Here is an 18,756-nt window from a genome sequence, read left to right as displayed (position 1 = left end):
AGCGTTTTTTGCCTTGCATGAAGAGAGTTTCATCTATGCGTGGCAAAGCGTCGCGATATACCCCGTCTTTCGATGGGACTGGTAGAATCGCCGCCGGTTCACACGAGGTTTTTCCATGCACGATCCCCACAGCGAACGCATGAGTGGCAGCGAGACCCGCGCAGCGAGCGGTCTGGCCCTGGTGTTCGCCTTCCGTATGCTTGGCATGTTCATGGTGTTGCCGGTACTGGCGACCTACGGCATGGATCTGGCAGGAGCGACCCCGGCGCTGATTGGGTTGGCTATCGGCGCTTACGGCCTGACACAGGCGATTTTCCAGATTCCGTTCGGATTCATTTCCGACCGCATCGGCCGTCGGCCAGTGATTTACCTGGGGCTGATCGTCTTCGCCCTCGGCAGTGTGCTGGCCTCTCAGGCTGACTCGATCTGGGGCGTGATCGCCGGGCGGATCCTGCAAGGCGCCGGGGCGATTTCCGCTGCGGTCATGGCGTTACTGTCTGACCTGACCCGTGAACAACACCGCACCAAAGCGATGGCGATGATCGGCATGACCATCGGCCTGTCGTTCGCCGTGGCCATGGTGGTCGGGCCGCTGCTGACCAGTGCTTTCGGCTTGTCCGGATTGTTTCTCGCCACTGGCGCGATGGCGCTGGTCGGAATCGTGATCGTCATGTTCATGGTGCCGAAATCCACCGGGCCGTTGCAGCACCGTGAATCGGGTGTGGCGCGGCAGGCGTTGCTGCCGACGCTCAAGCATCCGGATCTGTTGCGCCTGGATCTGGGCATCTTTGTGTTACATGCCATGTTGATGTCGAGCTTCGTCGCGCTGCCCTTGGCGCTGGTAGAAAAAGCCGGTTTGCCCAAGGAGCAGCACTGGTGGGTCTACCTGACAGCACTGCTGATTTCGTTCTTCGCCATGATCCCGTTCATCATCTATGGCGAGAAGAAACGCAAAATGAAACGAGTTTTGCTCGGTGCCGTCATGACGCTGATGCTGACTGAGCTATTCTTCTGGCAGTTCGGTGACAGCTTGCGGGCTCTGGTGATTGGCACGGTGGTGTTTTTCACCGCGTTCAATCTGCTGGAGGCTTCATTGCCGTCGCTGATCAGCAAGGTTTCACCGGCGGGCGGGAAGGGCACGGCCATGGGCGTGTATTCCACCAGCCAGTTCCTCGGTTCGGCACTCGGCGGGATACTCGGCGGCTGGTTGTTTCAGCATGGCGGTCTGTCGGTTGTGTTCCTTGGATGTGCCGGGCTGGCTGCCATATGGCTGGCCTTTGCTGTTACCATGCGCGAACCTCCCTACGTGACGAGCCTGCGCTTGCCGTTGTCGCCCGAGGCGATCCGCGAAGCGGGTCTGGTCGAGCGCCTCAAGGCCCTCGTAGGGGTAACCGATGCAGTGATAGTTGCTGATGAAGCGGCTGTTTACATCAAACTGGACAAAGAATTAGTGGATCGCGACACCCTCGAACGCCTGGTGAACAACCCGGCCGGGGCTGCTTGCGAAGCCTAGGAGAACGTTATGGCCCGTGGGGTTAACAAAGTCATATTGGTCGGCACTTGCGGCCAGGATCCCGAAGTTCGCTACCTGCCTAACGGTAACGCCGTGACCAACCTGAGTCTGGCAACCAGCGAACAGTGGACCGACAAGCAAACCGGTCAGAAGGTCGAGAAGACCGAATGGCACCGTGTTTCGATGTTCGGCAAGGTTGCAGAAATCGCTGGCGAATACCTGCGTAAAGGCTCGCAGGTTTACATCGAAGGCAAGCTGCAGACCCGTGAGTGGGAAAAAGACGGTATCAAGCGTTACACCACCGAAATCGTGGTCGACATGCAAGGCACCATGCAACTGCTTGGCGGCCGTCCACAACAGGGCGAGCAACAAGGCGGCGGCAACAACTATCAGCAGTCCGCTCCAGCGCCACGTCAGCAGGCTCCGCGCCCGCAGCAGTCGGCGCCGCAACAGCGTTCGGCCCCGGCTCCACAGCAAGCCGCGCCGCAACCGGCTCCGGATTTCGACAGCTTTGATGACGATATTCCGTTCTGATTCGTCTCCTGAATCGCTCCGGATTTAGTATCAGAACCCCCGCATTGCGGGGGTTTTGTCGTTTTGGCAGGGCTGAAAGTGGCGGACGCTCCATGAGGTGACCGAGCGGTCCCGGCGATCGCGGCGGTAAAGTTTTGTACTGAGTCTTGAAGGCAGGGCCAAGCCGATCCATGATCCGTCCCGGCGACTGGCGATCCAGTCGATTTTCTGCAAGAACAGGTCCCCCGGTGTAGGGGCTGTTCCATAACAACAAGAGAAACCCATGAGCAGTAGCAAGAACAAGGAAATCGAGTACCTGCGCGGCGTGGCGATCCTGATGACGGTGTTTGCCCATAGCTCCATGTTGCTGCCGTTTCATGCTGAGTTCATGCAGAAACTGTTCAACATTTATTCCCCTTGGTCGGGGGTGGATTTGTTTTTCTGTATTTCCGGTTACGTGGTCAGCAAGGCGTACCTGGACTATTTCGATAAAAACCGTGAGCAGAACCGGTTCGGCGTTGCCGCCACGTCGTTCTGGATCCGTCGCGCTTATCGTCTGCTGCCCACCGCGTGGCTGTGGGTGCTGATTCCGTTGGCGTTCTCGATCTTCTTCAACCAGTCCAATGCGTTTCAGTCGTGGTTCGAAAATCTGCGCAGCTTCACTGCAATCGCCACGTTCACGGGGAATCTGGCGAATCAGTACGGCGTGCTATTGGGGCCGAACTCGGTGTACTGGAGCTTGGCGCTGGAGGAGCAGTTTTATTTCATCTTCCCGCTGTTCCTGCTGCTTATCACCTCAACCCGTTGGCGGGTGATCGCACTGCTCGCGCTGATTGCCGTGCAGTTCCCGTTCAATCGCTATGCGTTTGGCGGGCCGTTGGCCGGCATGCTTTTCTCGTTCCGCGTGGACGCGATGATGTGGGGCATTCTGTTGTGCCTGTTTACGCGCACCTCGTTATACAAGGACATCGAGCCTGTGGCGCTGGGCGGCAGCCTGGCCAAACGGCTGGCGCTGACGCTGTTCCTGCTTTACATGCTCGGTGCTATTGCCGGTCAACTGATCGCCATGCCAATTGCGGTCGGCCTGATCGCATTAAATGCGTTGATTCTGGTCTGGCTCTCCAGTTACCAGAAGGGCTATATCTATTGCCCGGCGTTCTTGAGCGGGCTAGGACAATGGCTGGGGTCGCGCTCGTACGCCTTGTATGTCGTGCATATGTTTGCCTATCACTTGAGCACCGAAATCTGGAGTCGAGTGGCCAGCGAAAGGGGCGTTGAACTGGGGCCTGAGTTCACCGTAGAAATGTTGCTCACCTCGTTTGCGATCATGGTGGTCTGCAGCGAGCTGAACTACCGCTTTGTCGAAACGCCCCTACGCCGCCGCGGTGCGGAAATTGCGCAGCGCAGAATGGCCCGCGCCAGCACCACCGAAGTGACCAAGGAAACGCCTGCAGTACCGAATCCGGTACGCTCGACCGAATTTTCATAAGCCAGGCCATTAACAAAAAACCCGTAGCGCTTCCACGCTACGGGTTTTTTGTTGCTGACAATTTGCGCTTTAACGGCTCAGTCCAGAATCAGGTGCGGCAAGAACCGGCTCGAATCCTTGGTAATCAGACTGTTGTCCTCACGCACACCAATCCCGGCCGCTTGATCACCAATTACCCAGGAACCGATCAGCGTGTAGCTGTCGTCGAACTTCGGCAATGGCGCGAACTCCTGCAGGATGAACGGCGCATCGGTGTAAGGCCCGTCTTCTTTGACGATCAGACCGTCCGCGGTTTGCAGCTCGATGTTGGCGCCTTCCCGGGAAAAGTACGGCTTGCGCACCCAGCCCTTGGGCACGGCGCTGGCCGGATTCGGATCAAGATGTGCCGCGAGCAGATTCGGATGGCCCTCGTGCAACTCCCACAGCAACGGCAACGCGCCTTTGTTCGAGAGGATCGCTTTCCACGCCGGCTCGAAAAATTGCGTATCGCACGCGGCAATCGCCGCGCCGAACGGCTCGTGGAAGATGAACTCCCAGGCGTGCAACTTGAATAGGTGCGGGATCCAGCGATCCTGCAGGTCGACGAATCGGCCATCGGCACTGAGGCCAATGTCCTCGATGTCGATGTGCCGTGATTCGATGCCGACTTTTTCCGCGATCAGGCGCAGGTAGTCCGTGGTGCCCTTGTCTTCAACCGAGTCTTTCATCGAGGCGAAGTAGAACGGCCGCTTGAGCTGCAACTCGGCGAAGGCTTGATGCAGTTTGGTGTCGATGCTGTTGAACTGGTCGGCATGGCTCGGCAGCGTGCCGCGCTCGATGCATTGCTCCAGCCAGCCCCACTGGAACGCCGCCGCTTCGTAGAGGCTGGTCGGCGTGTCGTAGTTGAGCTCCAGCAGTTTTGCCGGGCCGTTGCCGCTGTAGGAAAAGTCCATGCGTCCGTACAGATGCGGATGACCTTCCAGCCAGGACGTGCGGGTCATGTCGTAGTACGCAGGCGGGATGCTCAACCGATCAAGCAACGCTTCGCTGCGCACCACGCGGTCGACCAGATCCATGCACATCTCGTGCAGTTCGGTGGTCGGGTCTTCCAGATCATTTTCGATCTGCGCGAGCGTGAACTGGTAGTACGCGCTTTCATCCCAGTAGGGTTCGTCGTCGATGGTGTGGAACATGAAGCCGAGGCTCTCGGCTGTCTGTTTCCAGTCGGGGCGCTCGGCGCAGTGGATCTTTTTCATGGTCAGCTGCTCGAACGACCGGAGCTGCTACCCCAGCCACCCCAACCGCTGCGCGCGCTGGACTGGCTGCCGAAGCCGCCACGGGAAGTCGAGGAGGCGACGTTCACCGGTTTGCTTCTGGTGCTCTCGTAGTCCGGTTGGCTGCGCGGTGCCGATTCGATTTTGCGGTACTGCGTCGAAGTGTTGTAGGTCTGGCGTGTATCGCGGTCGCGGTAAACCGTGCGGTTGGAGTTGTTGCTCATCGCATTGCCGATCAGCCATCCGGTCAACATGCCATTGCCGCCCCCACCACCGGAGTAGTGCGAAGTGCTCTGGGTCGCGTTGCTGGATGTTGTGTCACCCGCCGGCATCTGCGCGTCGGCGATGGCATCGAGATTTTGCGCGGCTTCACCGGGCTGCGGCACTTTGAAGCCGCCGAGTTTCGGCACGAAGCGGCCGTCGGAATTTTTCTGACACCAGTCGGCGGCAAAATCCGCGTCGCACTTCGCTTTGTCGTCGTACGCCGGAGCGATGCGTCGGTGCTCGGTCAGAGCCGCAACGTAGGCATTGGAGCAAACATCAGCAGCGACTTCTGCATCGACGCACTGTTCCACGCTCTGGAAGTTGCGTGGCTGATCGACCGCCGCCGCTTCGCCGGAGATGGCGATGGCCACCGACGCCGCGAGGGACAGCTGAACGTATTTACTTCGTTTCATCTAGGGCTTCCTGCCGATCAGTTGGACGGTGTCATGCACGCAGCGTTGAGCATGCCGACGCTGATCGCGACGGCGGCGACATAGATGCCAGCGGCCACTTCACCGTTGGCGATGCGCTGGGAAGTACCTTTGAGCACCAGGGTCGTGCCAAGGAACGCCAGCAGTTGCACCACTGCGGCGATCACCGCCCAAACCACGAAGTCGACAACGTTGACCGAAAAGGCAATCACGTTACTGGCAGGAATGGCGAAACCGATGATTGCACCGGCCAGCGCGACGGCAGCGGCCGTGTTGCCGGAACGAATCAGCTCGAACTCTTTGTGCGGGGTGACGCGGGTGTAGACGAACTGAAACAGCATGAACAGCAGCACGGCGCCAATCAGGTAGACGATGAAACCGGTCAACGCGGTCTTGTTAAGCGAAACGGCCAGCACTTCCAGCATGGAAAACTTCCTTATTTAAATGGTGCTCAGGTCAGTCGTGTACAACGAGATGCCCAGCGAGGTGCTCAGGCTGACGGTGCCTTCTTCATCCTGTTCGACGGAGAACAGCAACAGTTCGCGGCGATCGGTCAGGCCGGTCTCGCGTGCGTAGAGCATTGAGTGGTGGTTGATGGTGTAGCTTTCGTCCGCATTGACCACGTGCTCAGTCATCGGCACCAGTTCGGTCTGGCCTTGTTCGGTGCCCCACTCACGGGTGTATTCGACACCGTCGTGGGTGTAGGCCGGCAGGCCGATCAGGCTGTTGGGGCCGGCCAGGCGCTGCAGTTCGGCATCGCTGTTGACGGTCACGTAACTGAGATAGTTGAAGAGCGTGACCGATTCGATCTGGTCATCGCCGGTGACGTGGATCTGCACCCAGAAATCCTCGTCGTTCATGTAATAGCGGTGCAGTTTGTTGGACTGGCCGAGATCGACCCAGCCTGCGCTCCAGACCGCCTGATCGAAGGGCACACGCACCGAAGTCGAACCGTCGAGCAGCAACGAAAGGGTCGAATCGAACCTGACACCCTTGCCTTGCGCCATGCCGAGTGGGCCGCCGGCAACGGTTGGCGTTGGCGCAGCGGTCTGCCAGTTGCTGGTGCCCAGCAAATCTTTAAACCATCCCATGGGTACGTTCCTTGAAGCGGGTGGAGGTGTTCGTTGGCAAAAAAACGTCGCTAGTGTACCGGGCTGCGTGGTGAACGAGCAGGCAAAATGCAAATGTTGCGGATGCATAAAAACGTGTAGGAGCTGCCGCAGGCTGCGATCTTTTGATTTTGACAACAGATCAAAAGATCGCAGCCTTCGGCAGCTCCTACACGGTGCGTGTTACTGAGCGGATTTCTGCTTCAGGCGTTCGAGGATCGCATTGGCGCTGCCTTCGTTCGGCGTGATGCCGGCGTCGCGCAGTTTGCGGTCCAGATCGTTGCCGGTCGCGGCATCAGCCAGTTCGTCCGCAGCGCTCAGTTCGGCAGCACGTTGCTGCTGTTTGGCTTGCAGGCGGTTCAAGGTGCCGACTGCGGTTTCCAGTTTGCCGTTGGCGCCGCCACTGGCGATGGACGCGCTGACCTGGGCTTTCTGCACGCTGTCACGAGCCTTGGCCATGTCCACTTGCTGGCGCAGGCTCTTGATCCGCGATTCGGCCTTGTTGATGTCTTTGCGCATGTTGGCGGCGTAGGTGCCGAACTCGTCGCTTTGTTTCTTCTCGACATCAAGGTCGTTGGTCAGGGTCGAAATCGCTTCGGCCACTTCCAGTGCCAGGTCTTCACGGCCGGCGTTCAGGGCCGAAACAGCTTTGGCTTCCAGATCCTTGATCTTGGCGTCGTACTCGCTCACGCGGTCGGCGGCCAGTTTGTGCTTGGCCATGATGGTGACCAGTTCACGACGGGCGTTCGACAGCGCGGTATCGGCGTCGCGGATTTCCTGATCGAGGATACGCAGGGCCTGTTGGTCGACGATGCTTTCGCCGACTTCACTGGCGCCGCCGCGCAGTGCGGTGAACAACTTGCTCCAGATGGACTGAGTCATTGGATATTCCCTGTTGATTACTTGAAGAAGTGTTCGAAGGCTTCGCTCGCGCGCTGCACGTTGTCGACCAGGGTTTTCACCTCGGTAACCACGTTGGTCAGGCTCGAGTCGGCGCTCAGGGCGCCAAACATGTTGTAAACGGTCTGGCCGTTCGGCATCGACTCGATACCGATCGACGATAGCGGGAACATTTCCCGGCTGCGCAGCACGGCGTCGTTGAAGGCTTGGACGTCAGTGATCGAATCGATGTCCACCAGCACGGTGTCGACGATGATCTGCTGACCGGCCAGGGCGATGTGAATCGGCAGGCCGCCGAAATCGTTCATTTCCAGCTTGATGCTGGGCTCGGAGCTCTGGATCAGAGACAGCGTGATCTCTTGCGAAGCCACCTCGTCCAGTGCCTTGAGGGCGTTGAAGAGGCTATCGATGTTCCAGTTGTTGCCTGCGCTCATGTAATTCTCCGACATGATTGAGCCAGCCAGAATCGGTTGGCGTAGCTGTTGCTCCATCTGCTTGAGCAAGCTTCGGTTTTCGGGAAGCACCCAAGTTTCGTGTTTCACATAACCGGCGGCAGCCAGGCCCGCGCGCATCTGTTTCATATAGAAACTCGACGGTTTTTTCGCGGACGGTTTCGAGCGCTCACCCTTGGGGCTTTCTGATGCAACGGCGGGGGAGCGGCTTTTCATGGCATTGACTCGGTTATGAATGTCTCACGCGTGAGCCACACTACAACCAATTCAAAGTGCCATCAATGACTCACGCGTGAGATTTTCATGACAGACGAAAAAAGGCCCGCTGCGAGGCGGGCCTTAGTGTTTAAAAAGTGTCGTTCTGCAGGGTTTTAGCGGTTGGCGGTGAGGAATTCGTCAGTGGACACCACGTTGGCGTACGCAAAACCCAGCGCCGACATAAACGCGGCGTGGACGTGCGCTGCCGGCACGGTGAGACCGTTGAACTCCAGATCACGGCTGGCGCAGGCGTCGTGGATCACCGTGACGCTGTAACCCATATCCGCCGCCGCACGGGTGATGCCGTCGACGCACATGTGGCTCATGCTACCGACCACCACCAACTCCTTGATGCCTTGTTCATCCAGAATCGATTGCAGTTCGGTTTCGCGGAACGAGTTGACGAAATGCTTGAGCACCACGGGCTCGTCGGCGCGGTTGAGTACTTTCGGATGCAGCTTCGCGCCGTCGGAACCTGGCGTGAAAAACGGTGCCTCGGGTGAGGTGAATTCGTGGCGGATATGGATCACTGAATCCCCGGCATCGCGGAACGCTGCGATCAGTTGGACGGCGTTGTCGGCAGCGGCGTCGGCACCGACCAGCGGCCACTTGCCTTGGGGGAAGTAGTCATTCTGGATATCGACTACGATGAGCGCTTGCTTGGCCATGGATGTGTCCTTGAGGTATTGGCTGGAAGTGGCTTCAGTATTGGCGCTGGCCGATGATTCGAGGATTGGCCGCACCGACAATAGACAGGGGAAAACTGACAATGGGCGCAGAAAGGGCCGCCGTGGCTGAATTGGGCGTGCTGATTTATCCCGGCGCGCAGATGGCGGCGGTGCATGGTTTGACTGATCTGTTCGCGGTGGCCAACCGGATCGCTGGCGAGCATCAGGCTGCGCAATTGCCGCTGTTGCGCGTCAGTCATTGGCAGGCCGAAAGCGATCGGCCGCCGGCACGGGTTTACGACAGTCTTCCCGGCACAGAAAGCCATTTGCTGGCGGTGTTGATACCGCCCTCGATCGCTGGATTCTCTGCGGCGCACATGCCGGCCGGTCTGGCACCATGGCTGCGCGAGCAACACGCCCGTGGCGCAACGCTTGGCGGGGTTTGTGTGGGCTCGTTGATGCTCGCCGAAAGCGGTCTGCTCGACGGCCGCAGCGCCACGACCCACTGGACCTCGGCCAAGGCATTCGCCGAGCGTTATCCGAAGATCAAGCTCAAGGCTGACACACCGATTGTTGATGATGGCGACTTGATCACCACGGCCGGTTTGATGGCGTGGTCGGAGCTGGGGTTGCGTCTTGTCGATCGTCTGCTCGGGCCGAGTATCGCCACCGCCACGGCGCGGTTTCTGGTGATGGAACACAGCGACAGCGCCAGCGAGTGCGGGAGTAATTTCGCGCCGATTCTCAGTCATGGCGATGCAGCGATTCTCAAGGTACAGCACTGGTTGCAAGGCACCGGCGCGACAGATGTTTCGCTGACCACGATGGCCGAGCGGGCAGGGCTGGAGGAACGCACGTTTCTGCGTCGGTTTCGAGCGGCGACCGGGTTGAAACCAACCGAATATTGCCAGCATTTGCGGGTGGGCAAGGCGCGGGAAATGCTCGAGTTCACCAATGGCACGATCGACCATATTGCGTGGACGGTGGGGTATCAGGACCCGGGGGCATTCCGCGCGATTTTCAAGAAGATTACCGGGCTGGCGCCGAGTGAGTATCGGGGGCGGTTTGGTTTAGCCCGTTAATCAGAGACTGTCTCAATCCCTGTGGGAGCGGGCTTGCCCGCGATTCGGTCTTACAGTTGGACAAGTCGCTGGCTGAGCCACCGCTATCGCTGGCAAGCCAGCTCCCACAGGGTTATCTGCGAAGCTTTGGGGTCGTGCAATTTGCCGGGAATTTGCGGGCCGTCGTGCAGATTGAAACGATCGCAGTGCCATCACGGTTTTAGCAAATCGTTGATTCTTCGAGGATTTCCATGCTTTTACCGTTGGCCTGATCTCTGCACCTGTCCTGTCTACATTCATCGGACCGCCTGAAGGGGGATGCATGACACCGAAACCCCGCAAAAAAACCGTGGTTGCCCACTCAGTCCGCGCCGATGCGCCGCAGCACGAGGTGGAAACCAACAAGGCCCTGGCGCGCTGGCTGGCGCAGATTCTCGGGTTCAAATTCGGCGGCACTTATGACCCCGCGAAACATCGCGGCGGTGATCTGTATCTGTTGCCGACGCAAACCCTTGTCGGCGCCGCCAACGCTCAGGCAGTTGGGGTGAAAGGCCCCGATGATTTGTGGGGCGGCTACGTCGAATACGACTTCATCTGCACCAAAGCCATCAGCCATGGCCTGCGCAGTCATCTGGCCCACGCGCCGCAAGGCTGGTCGCCACTGTTTTCTGAACGCGTGCGCAGCGTGGTGCTCGACGGTCTCAGCGTGTTCGCCTTCGAAGATGCGCGGCCTGCTGCCGAGCATCTGTTGTACAGCGGGCCGATCCGTCTGAAGCCGATTCACGCTTGCGCCGGTCGCGGCCAGGAAGTCATCAAAAGCCTCGACGCCTTCGACGAAATTCTCGCCCGACCTGAAGCGCACGAGCTGTTCAGCGAAGGCGTAGTGCTGGAGCAGGATCTGAGCGAGGTCATCACCCACAGCGTCGGCCAGTCATTCATCGGTGACAGAGTGCTGAGTTACTGCGGTGATCAATACTTGACCAAAGATGCCCATGGCGAAGACGTCTACGGCGGCTCGAATCTGCTGGTGGTGCAGGGCGGTTATGAGGATTTGCTGGCGCTGGAATTGCCCGATGACGTGCGTTTGGCCATCGAGCAGGCGCAAGTATTCGACAGCGCCGCCGATGAGGCCTATCCGCGCTTTTACGCCTCGCGCCGCAACTACGACATCGCTCAAGGGCTGGACAGCAACGGCAAAACCCGCAGCGGTGTACTCGAACAGTCCTGGCGTATGGGCGGCGCCAGCAGCGCTGAAGTGGCGGCACTGCAAAGTTTCGTCAACGACCCCGCAATGCGCGCAATCCGCGTATCTTCAGTGGAAACCTATATCGATCAGCCGCTGCCGGCGGACGCCATCGAGGTGTATCGCGGCCCGGCTGAGAACAGCGAATTTCTCCTCAAATACGTAACGGTCAAATCTTATGACGGCTAGAAGCGAAAGCATTCAAATCGACATTGATGATGAACAGATGAGCGGGACGTTTCTCAGTCCCAAATCGAAGGTGCCGGGGGTGTTGTTTGTCCACGGTTGGGGCGGCAGCCAGGAGCGTGATCTTGAAAGGGCGAAAGGGATCGCCGGCCTCGGCTGCGTGTGTCTGACGTTTGACTTGCGCGGCCACACTGGCGGCAGCGGAATTTCGCTGAGTCGGGTTACCCGCGAAGACAACCTGCGCGATCTGCTGGCGGCCTACGACCGCTTGCTCTCGCACCCGGCGCTCGACACATCGGCTATTGCCGTGGTTGGCACCAGTTACGGCGGCTACCTCGCGTCGATCCTTACCTCGTTGCGCCCGGTGCGCTGGCTGGCGCTGCGGGTGCCGGCGCTGTATCGCGATGAGCAATGGCACACGCCCAAACGTGATCTGGACAAGGCTGACCTGCGCGATTATCGCGGCGCACTGGTACGCGCTGACAACAACCGTGCGCTGCATGCGTGTTCGCAATTCACCGGTGATGTGTTGCTTGTTGAATCGGAGACCGACGACTTCGTGCCGCACGCAACGATCATGAGTTATCGCGCCGCTTGTCAGCAGACGCATTCGCTGACGCACCGCATCATTGACGGGGCGGATCATGCACTGAGTGAGCCGGTGTCCCAGCAGGCGTACACGTCGATTCTGGTGGACTGGATTACCGAGATGGTTGTGGGCGAGCGGTTGAGCATTATCCAGTCTTGAAGATCAAAAGATCGCAGCCTCCGGCAGCTCCTACAGTGGAAACGTATTCCTGATGTAGGAGCTGCCGAAGGCTGCGATCTTTTGATTTGGCTTTCAATGCCTGGGTGCTTTCTCGATTCGCAATGACTTGGCCTTCGCCTCCACAACCAGGTACATCACCAGGGTGATCAGCAGCGGCAACAGGAAGTAAATCGCTCGATACGCCAGCAACCCCGCCACCAGACTGCCTCGCGAGGCCTCGTGTTGCAGCAGCGCCACGAACACGGCTTCCAGTACTCCAAGCCCCGCCGGAATGTGCGTGATGACCCCGGCAATCGCACTGATCAACAGCACGCCAAGCACTAGCGGATAATCCAGTTTGCTCGGCAGCAGCGTGAAGATCACGGCGGCCATCAGCGACCAGTTCAACGCGCCGAGCAGCAGTTGCAGCACGGCCATGCGCAGCGACGGCAAGTTGATTTCCACCCCGCGAATCGACCACTCGCGGCGTTTGGAAAACTGGCACGCCGCGAGGTATCCGGCGCTGATCAACAGCAACAGTACTCCAATGCCCTGCAACGCCGTGCTGCTGATTTTCCAGCCTGGCGGCATGCTCACCAACCCGCTGCTGAACACCACGCCGGCGATGGTCATGTAGCCGAACCAATTGGTCGCCAGGCTCAGGCCGAGAATCTTGGCGATATTGCTTTTGCTCACGCCGAGCCGTGAATACAGGCGATAACGCATGGCGATCCCGCCAACCCAGGCGCTCAGGTTGAGGTTGAACGCGTAGCTGATGATGCCCACCGGCAGAATCTGTTTCCAGGTCAGGTCCTGGCGTATGTAAGTGCGGCCGATCAAATCGAAACTGGCGTACGTAAGGAAGCTCACCAGCGTGATGCTGGCGGCGATGATCAGCGTGCGCACCTTGAAGTCGGCGAGGGTTTGCAGCACCTCGGCCCATTCGATGCGTGTGGCGAACATCGTCAAAAGCACGATCAGCGCGAGAAAGAACAATATAGTCAGCGGACGTTTCCATTTGCTCCAGCGCGAGTGGGTTGCCGGCGCCGAATGGCTGGCGGATGGCGCGTCGGAATGGCTCATGAGCGATCACCTCGAAATGGCTTGAGCCGGGGTTTGTGCGCGGGCAACCAGCCGGCCATGGCCGGAAAGTGCCGCAGGAAGTGGAATACCAGAAAGCCCACGGTCATGTGCCAGATGCGTCCGCGCGGCGACTTGGCAGCATCCATGGCTTTGCAGTGGTTTTGGCTGAGGTCTTCGAGACGCTCGAACAGCATCTGATTGAACGCGCGGTCGCGGATCAACACGTTGGCTTCCAGGTTCAGCGACAGGCTCAGCGGGTCGAGATTGCTCGAACCGACGGTGCTCCATTCTTCGTCTACCAGCGCGACTTTGCCGTGCAGCGGGCGCTCGCAATATTCGTGAATTTGCACGCCGGCCTTGAGCAGATAGTCATAGGTCATTCGCGCCGCAAGTTTGGCCACCAGCATGTCTGGCTGGCCTTGAAGAATCAGCCGGACATCAACCCCGCGTCGCGCCGCATTACGCATCTCGCGCAGCAAGCGATAGCCGGGGAAAAAGTAAGCGTTGGCGATGACCACGCGATGTTTGGCGCGGCGCAGCACCTGCATATACACATCTTCGATATCGGTGCTGTGCTGGTCGTTATCGCGAAACACCAGGCGCACCTGGCCGTCGTGTTCGGTGAAGGCCATTTCAGCACGGCGCTGGCGGCGGCGTTGCCACCAGAACCTCGCCCGGCCGGGGCGACCGCTTTGCAGCAGGGCGAAATGATGGATGTCGGCCACCGCCGGGCCCTGAACTTCCACCGAGTAATCCTGCTTGGCTTCAGGGCCGAAATCGGCCAGGTGATCGCCGGAAAAATTGATCCCGCCGATGAACGCGACCAAGCCGTCGACCACCACGATCTTGCGGTGCATACGGCGGAACCAATTGGTGCGAACGCCCAAGTGTTTGGGCGCCGGGTCAAATATTTGCAGATGCACGCCGGCATCGCTGAGCGCCGTGAGATAGGCGGTGGTTAATTCGCCACAACCGAAGCCGTCGAGACTGACCGTGGTGCGTACGCCACGGCGGGCGGCATCGATCAGGATCTCCTGAAGTTCGACGCCGACCTTGTCTTCAAAGACGATGAAGGTCTCCAGCAGGATTTCACTCTTCGCCGCCCGCATCGCGGCGAACACTCGAGGAAAATACTCCTCGCCGTTTTCCAGCAGTTCCACGCGGTTGCCGCCCTGCCAGTGGTACTCGACATCGACTTGCCCCGGTTGGCGCACAGGCGGGTTGATGCTTATCGGTTCCACAGCGGATTTCTCCATCGGTGCGCTGCTCATAGTTCGATCTCCACCGATAACGGTGCGTGGTCGGAAAGGTGTGACCAAGGCCGGTTCGCCAGCACTTTTGGCTGGCTGGCCTTGAGGTTGCGCACATAGATGCGGTCTAGACGCAGTGTCGGCAAACGCGCCGGAAAACTGCGCGCCGGTTTGCCGTGATGCTCGGCGAACACTTCACGCAGGCCGCAGGGTTTGAGCAATGCATCAGCACGCTGGCGCCAGTCATTGAAGTCGCCGGCAACGATCACCGGAGCGTCGTCCGGCAGTTCGGCGAGGCGTTGCATCAGCAAACCCAGTTGCTCATTGCGATGGCTCTCGCGCAGGCCCAGATGCACGCAGATTGCATGCACCTCTTTGCCGTCGCCGGGCATGCGCAGCACGCAATGCAGCAAGCCACGATTTTCGTGACCGCTTATTGAAACGTCGAGATTGTCGTGGCGGATGATCTGGAATTTCGACAGCACGGCATTACCGTGATCGCCATCCGGGTACACCGCGTTGCGTCCGTAGGCGAACTGCGGCCAGAGGCTGTCGGCGAGGAATTCGTATTGCGGCATCGTCGGCCAATTGGAATAGCGTTTGGGGTGGTGCTCGTGAGTGCCGTGCACTTCTTGCAGGAACACCACGTCGGCAGCGACGCTGCGCACTGCTTCACGCAACTCCGGCAGGATGAAACGCCGGTTGAGTGCGGTGAAGCCCTTGTGGGTGTTGACCGTCAGCACGGTGAAGCTGCGCACGGATGACTCGACCTCGGCACCTTCGTCGGTGAACCCGACCGGTTCTGAAATGCTCATGCCAGCACTCCTTCGCCAGCCGGTTCGCCGGGCGTGGTGGCCAAATCGTGGTCGAGGTCGAAACGCTGCAGCAAGTCGCGCGCATCGTAGGGCGCGCGGACTTTGATGTCGTTGTCGAAATAGCAGAACACTTCGCGTGATTTGCGTACTCGGGGTTTCAGGCGCGGGGCGATCAGATGGGCGTCTGCCGGTTGTTTTCCGTGATGCCAGGCGTCGATCCGATCCGCCCAACGCTTGCGTGCCGGCGCGGTGTAACCGCTGGCGTAGAGTTCTTCGGCACCGTGCAGACGCAGGTAGACGAAGTCACTGGTCACGTCTTCGCGATATGGCCATTTACCGCCGGTGTCGGCAATCACCAGTGCGATGTTGTGGCGCCTCAACAGGCGCACGAAGTCGACATCGACGAAGCTTTCATGACGAATTTCCACGGCATGGCGCAACGGCTTTTTGCGCCAGGCTTTCATGCTGGCGTGGCCATGCAGGTGCGAGTCGTGCTGACGGGCGAGGGCGGCAGCGGCTTCGGTGTCGTGGGGTAATAGTGCGAGAAAATGCTCGAAACGTTCGGCGTCGAATTTGAAGTTCGGTGGGAACTGCCAAAGAATCGGCCCCAGTTTTTCCTTGAGCTCCAGCACACCTGACGCGAAGAAATTCGCCAAAGGCTTTTCTATTTCGCGCAAGCGACGGATGTGGGTGATGAACCGCGGCGCCTTGACACTGAAGACGAAGTCGTCGGGCGTTTCGGCGTACCACTGGGCATAGCGTTCGGGCCGTTGCAGGGCGTAGAACGATCCATTGATCTCGATGCTGTTGACCGCTCGCGAGGCGAACTGCAATTCGCGTTTCTGCGCCAGTCCATCGGGGTAGAAATCCCCGCGCCACGGGGCGTAGCGCCAGCCTGAAATACCAATGTGAATCGTTGCCATGCCGCCCTCCCGTCGAAAGTCCTCGTGTTGCCTCTGTCTGTTGATGACTGCGGGCAGTTCGGGAAAGTTTCGGCGGTGTTACGGATGGTAGAGCGCTTTTGTGGCGAGGGGATTTATCCCCGATCGGCCGGCCAGCAGTCGTAAACCGTGCAACTCGGTCTGACAGGGGGATTGGCGATACATGTTTGGGGCCGCTTCGCAGCCCATCGGGGATAAATCTCCTCGCCACGGGGGAAAGGTGGATTTCAAAAGAAGCATTGATGGGGATTGCACTGGGTTCAGTGAGTTATTCAGGCCAAAACCGAACTTGTCCTCCTTTCACCGATCAGTTCCTTACAGGTTCAGCCAACGGGAGATCGGAGTTTTGATCAAGTTCAGGATCGCCATTCTGCTGGGAGCATTGTTGTTTCTCGGTGCCAGCGAGCTCGAAGCCGCGACACTGCCGGGGTTGCCGGCCGCCACTGAAGAGCCGGCCAAGCCCGAACCGATTGTGCAGGGCGGGTTGCTCGGTGCCATCAGTACGAGCATCGACGACGTACAAGACAAACTCGACCTCAACGAAAATCTGGTGGATGCCTGGCGCCTGCGCGCCGACCGTGCCGCGAATGAGGTCGACAAACTGGTCAATCACCCCTCGAACCGCTCTGGCTGGAGTGTCGCCGGGGACTTCCTGATGTTGTCCGGGGTGTGGCTCGGCACATTCGCCCTGTTGACCGTACTCGGCAGCCTGTTGGCAAAACGTCTGCGCGAAGGGCGCTGGTTTCGCACCCGCCAGCGCTGCCAGGATTTGCTCGGTTACCTGCTGCCGTACACGTTGCCTGCGCTGATCTGCCTGCCGCTGACGCTGTACGTCAGCCATTTCCTGCAAGCATCTGTCGGCCGCGCATTGGCGCTGTGTTTTGCTTATGCGACCAGCAGCGGCATCTTTTCCACGTCAATGCTGTTGTGCGTGGTGGTGATGTTCAATGTCGGGCACAAACGCCCGGCGGCAAAAATCATCCGCGATTACTGCCCGCGACCGCTGTTCCTGATCGGCTTTCTCGCTGCGCTCAGCGATGCGTTGACCAGCCCGCAAATCGCCCGGCAGCTGGGCGGCAACATCACCAGCAGTGTTGCGGTGTTCACCGGGTTGATGGCTTCGATCATCTTCGGTTTATTGGTGATTCGCCTGCGCCGCCCGGTGGCGCATCTGATCCGCAACCGGTCACTGAGCCAGCGTCTGAAACAGCCGTCATTGCAGGAGTCGCTGAGGATTTTTTCCGGGTTGTGGTATTGGCCGATTGTGCTGATGGTGCTGGTGTCGGCGGTCAATCTGATCGGCATCGGCGAGGACAATCAAAAGGCCCTGCGCTGCGCGTTGTTCACCACGGTGCTGCTGATCGGCACGGTGTTTTTGAGCACCATCCTGCAGCACCTGTTCAAGTCGCGGAAGGCCGAGACGATCAAGCGCAGCAGTGCTTACAAAGAGCGTTTCCTGAGCCTTTTGCATGCCTTGCTGCGGATCGTCATCGCCATTGCCTTCATCGATATCCTCGGGCGGATCTGGGGCGTGTCGCTACTCGATTTCGCGCAGAGCAGCACGGTCGGCCGGGCGATCAGCAATGCCTTGAGCAGCATTGGCCTGATCTTCCTGGTGACGTGGCTGCTGTGGGTAGTGCTCGACACGGCGATTCAAGAAGCGCTGAAACCGCCGATCAGCAAACGCGGGGCGCGCCAGCCCAGCACCCGGGTAAAAACCATCCTGCCGCTGCTGCGTAATGCGATCAAAATCATCCTCGTGGTGATTTGCGCGATCACTACCATGGCCAATCTGGGGATTAACGTTGCACCGTTGCTGGCCGGTGCCGGGGTAGTCGGTCTGGCTATCGGTTTCGGCTCGCAGCAGTTGGTGCAGGACGTGATTACCGGGTTGTTCATCATCATCGAAGACACGCTGTCGATCGGCGACTGGGTGGTGCTCGACTCCGGGCATGCCGGCACGGTTGAAGGGCTGACCATCCGCACGTTGCGCCTGCGCGACGGCAAGGGTTTTGTGCACTCGGTGCCGTTCGGGCAAATCAAGGCTGTGACCAATCAATCACGGCAGTTCGCCTTCGCGTTCTTCTCGGTGCAGTTCACCTACGACACGGATGTCGAAAAGGCCATCGAGCTGATTCGCGAGACCGGCGATTCGATCCGCGAAGACCCGTTCCTCAAATACAACCTGCAAGGGCCGCTGGATGTGTTTGGCGTGGACAAGATGGATCTCAACGGCGTGGTGCTCACGGCGCAATTCCGCACGGTGTCGGGTGGGCAATATGCGGTGAGCAGAGCGTTCAATCAGCGTTTGAAGAAGCTTGTGGATAACACCCCGTCGGTGCATTTTGCGCAGACTTATCCACAGCAGGTTTTGTTGCCGCAACGGCAAGGGGAGGTCGTGCAGGAGGCGGCGCCTGAGAATTCGCCGGTGGTGTTGCCGCAGCCTTCTCGGACCTGACAGCAGTTTTGCGCCGGGATTGCTCGCCTAATCGCGGGCAAGCCCGCTCCCACAGTGGTTTATGGTGTGACGGCTATCAAGGCATCACCCGCAAACCTGTGGGAGCGGGCTTGCCCGCGAT

General features: G+C 59.3%; 18 protein-coding genes. 7 read left to right on the top strand and 11 right to left on the bottom strand.

Features of this window, described 5'->3' with window-relative positions; genetic code table 11:
• The first annotated feature begins 115 nt into the window (after window positions 1-115).
• The 3 genes from ACA061_RS23895 to ACA061_RS23885 all read left to right on the top strand — a co-directional run bounded on the left by ACA061_RS23895 (window position 116) and on the right by ACA061_RS23885 (window position 3,515).
• Window positions 116-1,513: an MFS transporter gene (locus ACA061_RS23895; RefSeq protein WP_042561334.1), complete on the top strand. Its 1,398-nt coding sequence runs from the start codon at window positions 116-118 to the stop codon at window positions 1,511-1,513.
• A gap of 9 nt (window positions 1,514-1,522) precedes the next feature.
• On the top strand, window positions 1,523-2,047 hold the full coding sequence (locus ACA061_RS23890) for a single-stranded DNA-binding protein (RefSeq protein WP_042561333.1): 525 nt from the start codon (window positions 1,523-1,525) through the stop codon (window positions 2,045-2,047).
• Between the two features lie 262 nt (window positions 2,048-2,309).
• The gene (locus tag ACA061_RS23885; RefSeq protein WP_210554813.1) at window positions 2,310-3,515 is read left to right on the top strand and encodes an acyltransferase family protein; all 1,206 of its coding nucleotides are present in this window, start codon (window positions 2,310-2,312) and stop codon (window positions 3,513-3,515) included.
• A gap of 77 nt (window positions 3,516-3,592) precedes the next feature.
• On the opposite strand, the gene ACA061_RS23880 is transcribed toward ACA061_RS23885, so the two are convergent.
• The 7 genes from ACA061_RS23880 to ACA061_RS23850 form a co-directional block, all read right to left on the bottom strand.
• Window positions 3,593-4,750 (bottom strand): glutathionylspermidine synthase family protein, encoded by a 1,158-nt coding sequence (locus tag ACA061_RS23880; protein ID WP_497300157.1) that lies wholly within the window; start codon window positions 4,748-4,750, stop codon window positions 3,593-3,595.
• A gap of 2 nt (window positions 4,751-4,752) precedes the next feature.
• Complete coding sequence (locus ACA061_RS23875) at window positions 4,753-5,445, bottom strand: DUF1190 domain-containing protein (RefSeq protein WP_497300156.1); 693 nt, start codon at window positions 5,443-5,445, stop codon at window positions 4,753-4,755.
• A 17-nt stretch (window positions 5,446-5,462) separates the two neighbouring features.
• The gene (locus ACA061_RS23870) at window positions 5,463-5,888 is read right to left on the bottom strand and encodes a DUF350 domain-containing protein (protein ID WP_150595176.1); all 426 of its coding nucleotides are present in this window, start codon (window positions 5,886-5,888) and stop codon (window positions 5,463-5,465) included.
• Between the two features lie 15 nt (window positions 5,889-5,903).
• The gene (locus tag ACA061_RS23865; protein ID WP_497300155.1) at window positions 5,904-6,554 is read right to left on the bottom strand and encodes a DUF2491 family protein; all 651 of its coding nucleotides are present in this window, start codon (window positions 6,552-6,554) and stop codon (window positions 5,904-5,906) included.
• Window positions 6,555-6,755: 201 nt separating this feature from the next.
• A complete protein-coding gene (locus ACA061_RS23860; RefSeq protein WP_042561322.1) occupies window positions 6,756-7,454 on the bottom strand; it encodes a PspA/IM30 family protein in 699 nt (232 codons plus the stop codon).
• A gap of 17 nt (window positions 7,455-7,471) precedes the next feature.
• Complete coding sequence (locus ACA061_RS23855) at window positions 7,472-8,053, bottom strand: YjfI family protein (RefSeq protein ID WP_224450914.1); 582 nt, start codon at window positions 8,051-8,053, stop codon at window positions 7,472-7,474.
• A gap of 242 nt (window positions 8,054-8,295) precedes the next feature.
• A complete protein-coding gene (locus tag ACA061_RS23850) occupies window positions 8,296-8,850 on the bottom strand; it encodes a cysteine hydrolase family protein (protein WP_497300154.1) in 555 nt (184 codons plus the stop codon).
• A 101-nt stretch (window positions 8,851-8,951) separates the two neighbouring features.
• Between ACA061_RS23850 and ACA061_RS23845 the strand changes: the two genes are divergently transcribed.
• The 3 genes from ACA061_RS23845 to ACA061_RS23835 all read left to right on the top strand — a co-directional run bounded on the left by ACA061_RS23845 (window position 8,952) and on the right by ACA061_RS23835 (window position 12,088).
• The gene (locus tag ACA061_RS23845) at window positions 8,952-9,932 is read left to right on the top strand and encodes a GlxA family transcriptional regulator (protein WP_210554816.1); all 981 of its coding nucleotides are present in this window, start codon (window positions 8,952-8,954) and stop codon (window positions 9,930-9,932) included.
• Between the two features lie 301 nt (window positions 9,933-10,233).
• Entirely contained in the window at window positions 10,234-11,343 is a 1,110-nt protein-coding gene (locus ACA061_RS23840) for a DUF3182 family protein (protein ID WP_497300153.1), read from the top strand.
• Complete coding sequence (locus tag ACA061_RS23835) at window positions 11,333-12,088, top strand: alpha/beta hydrolase family protein (protein ID WP_150602066.1); 756 nt, start codon at window positions 11,333-11,335, stop codon at window positions 12,086-12,088. The genes ACA061_RS23840 and ACA061_RS23835 overlap by 11 nt, the downstream gene beginning before the upstream one ends.
• A 93-nt stretch (window positions 12,089-12,181) precedes the next feature.
• Here the strand turns inward: ACA061_RS23835 and ACA061_RS23830 are convergent, their stop codons facing one another.
• The 4 genes from ACA061_RS23830 to ACA061_RS23815 are packed head-to-tail and all read right to left on the bottom strand — an operon-like array spanning window position 12,182 to window position 16,159.
• Entirely contained in the window at window positions 12,182-13,171 is a 990-nt protein-coding gene (locus ACA061_RS23830) for a lysylphosphatidylglycerol synthase domain-containing protein (RefSeq protein ID WP_150602067.1), read from the bottom strand.
• Complete coding sequence (clsB, locus tag ACA061_RS23825) at window positions 13,168-14,442, bottom strand: cardiolipin synthase ClsB (RefSeq protein WP_497300152.1); 1,275 nt, start codon at window positions 14,440-14,442, stop codon at window positions 13,168-13,170. The genes ACA061_RS23830 and clsB overlap by 4 nt, the downstream gene beginning before the upstream one ends.
• The gene (locus ACA061_RS23820) at window positions 14,439-15,236 is read right to left on the bottom strand and encodes an endonuclease/exonuclease/phosphatase family protein (RefSeq protein ID WP_150595185.1); all 798 of its coding nucleotides are present in this window, start codon (window positions 15,234-15,236) and stop codon (window positions 14,439-14,441) included. Before ACA061_RS23820 ends, clsB begins: the two co-directional genes overlap by 4 nt.
• Entirely contained in the window at window positions 15,233-16,159 is a 927-nt protein-coding gene (locus tag ACA061_RS23815) for a DUF72 domain-containing protein (protein WP_497300151.1), read from the bottom strand. The genes ACA061_RS23820 and ACA061_RS23815 overlap by 4 nt, the downstream gene beginning before the upstream one ends.
• Before the next feature lie 364 nt (window positions 16,160-16,523).
• Between ACA061_RS23815 and ACA061_RS23810 the strand changes: the two genes are divergently transcribed.
• A complete protein-coding gene (locus tag ACA061_RS23810; protein ID WP_497300150.1) occupies window positions 16,524-18,635 on the top strand; it encodes a mechanosensitive ion channel family protein in 2,112 nt (703 codons plus the stop codon).
• Window positions 18,636-18,756 lie beyond the last annotated feature (121 nt).

The sequence above is a fragment of the Pseudomonas sp. LBUM1668 genome, assembly GCF_059695715.1.
Note: the sequence above shows the minus strand (reverse complement) of the source record. Positions and strands in the feature narration are given on the sequence as shown.

What these genes read in the sequence shown, in the direction of transcription:
- ACA061_RS23895 (WP_042561334.1), top strand. Translation starts at nt 116, where the DNA reads ATGCACGATCCCCACAGCGAACGCATGAGTGGCAGCGAGACCCGCGCA.
- ACA061_RS23890 (WP_042561333.1), top strand. Translation starts at nt 1,523, where the DNA reads ATGGCCCGTGGGGTTAACAAAGTCATATTGGTCGGCACTTGCGGCCAG.
- ACA061_RS23885 (WP_210554813.1), top strand. Translation starts at nt 2,310, where the DNA reads ATGAGCAGTAGCAAGAACAAGGAAATCGAGTACCTGCGCGGCGTGGCG.
- ACA061_RS23880 (WP_497300157.1), bottom strand. Translation starts at nt 4,750, where the DNA reads ATGAAAAAGATCCACTGCGCCGAGCGCCCCGACTGGAAACAGACAGCC.
- ACA061_RS23875 (WP_497300156.1), bottom strand. Translation starts at nt 5,445, where the DNA reads ATGAAACGAAGTAAATACGTTCAGCTGTCCCTCGCGGCGTCGGTGGCC.
- ACA061_RS23870 (WP_150595176.1), bottom strand. Translation starts at nt 5,888, where the DNA reads ATGCTGGAAGTGCTGGCCGTTTCGCTTAACAAGACCGCGTTGACCGGT.
- ACA061_RS23865 (WP_497300155.1), bottom strand. Translation starts at nt 6,554, where the DNA reads ATGGGATGGTTTAAAGATTTGCTGGGCACCAGCAACTGGCAGACCGCT.
- ACA061_RS23860 (WP_042561322.1), bottom strand. Translation starts at nt 7,454, where the DNA reads ATGACTCAGTCCATCTGGAGCAAGTTGTTCACCGCACTGCGCGGCGGC.
- ACA061_RS23855 (WP_224450914.1), bottom strand. Translation starts at nt 8,053, where the DNA reads ATGAAACAGATGCGCGCGGGCCTGGCTGCCGCCGGTTATGTGAAACAC.
- ACA061_RS23850 (WP_497300154.1), bottom strand. Translation starts at nt 8,850, where the DNA reads ATGGCCAAGCAAGCGCTCATCGTAGTCGATATCCAGAATGACTACTTC.
- ACA061_RS23845 (WP_210554816.1), top strand. Translation starts at nt 8,952, where the DNA reads ATGGGCGCAGAAAGGGCCGCCGTGGCTGAATTGGGCGTGCTGATTTAT.
- ACA061_RS23840 (WP_497300153.1), top strand. Translation starts at nt 10,234, where the DNA reads ATGACACCGAAACCCCGCAAAAAAACCGTGGTTGCCCACTCAGTCCGC.
- ACA061_RS23835 (WP_150602066.1), top strand. Translation starts at nt 11,333, where the DNA reads ATGACGGCTAGAAGCGAAAGCATTCAAATCGACATTGATGATGAACAG.
- ACA061_RS23830 (WP_150602067.1), bottom strand. Translation starts at nt 13,171, where the DNA reads ATGAGCCATTCCGACGCGCCATCCGCCAGCCATTCGGCGCCGGCAACC.
- clsB (WP_497300152.1), bottom strand. Translation starts at nt 14,442, where the DNA reads ATGAGCAGCGCACCGATGGAGAAATCCGCTGTGGAACCGATAAGCATC.
- ACA061_RS23820 (WP_150595185.1), bottom strand. Translation starts at nt 15,236, where the DNA reads ATGAGCATTTCAGAACCGGTCGGGTTCACCGACGAAGGTGCCGAGGTC.
- ACA061_RS23815 (WP_497300151.1), bottom strand. Translation starts at nt 16,159, where the DNA reads ATGGCAACGATTCACATTGGTATTTCAGGCTGGCGCTACGCCCCGTGG.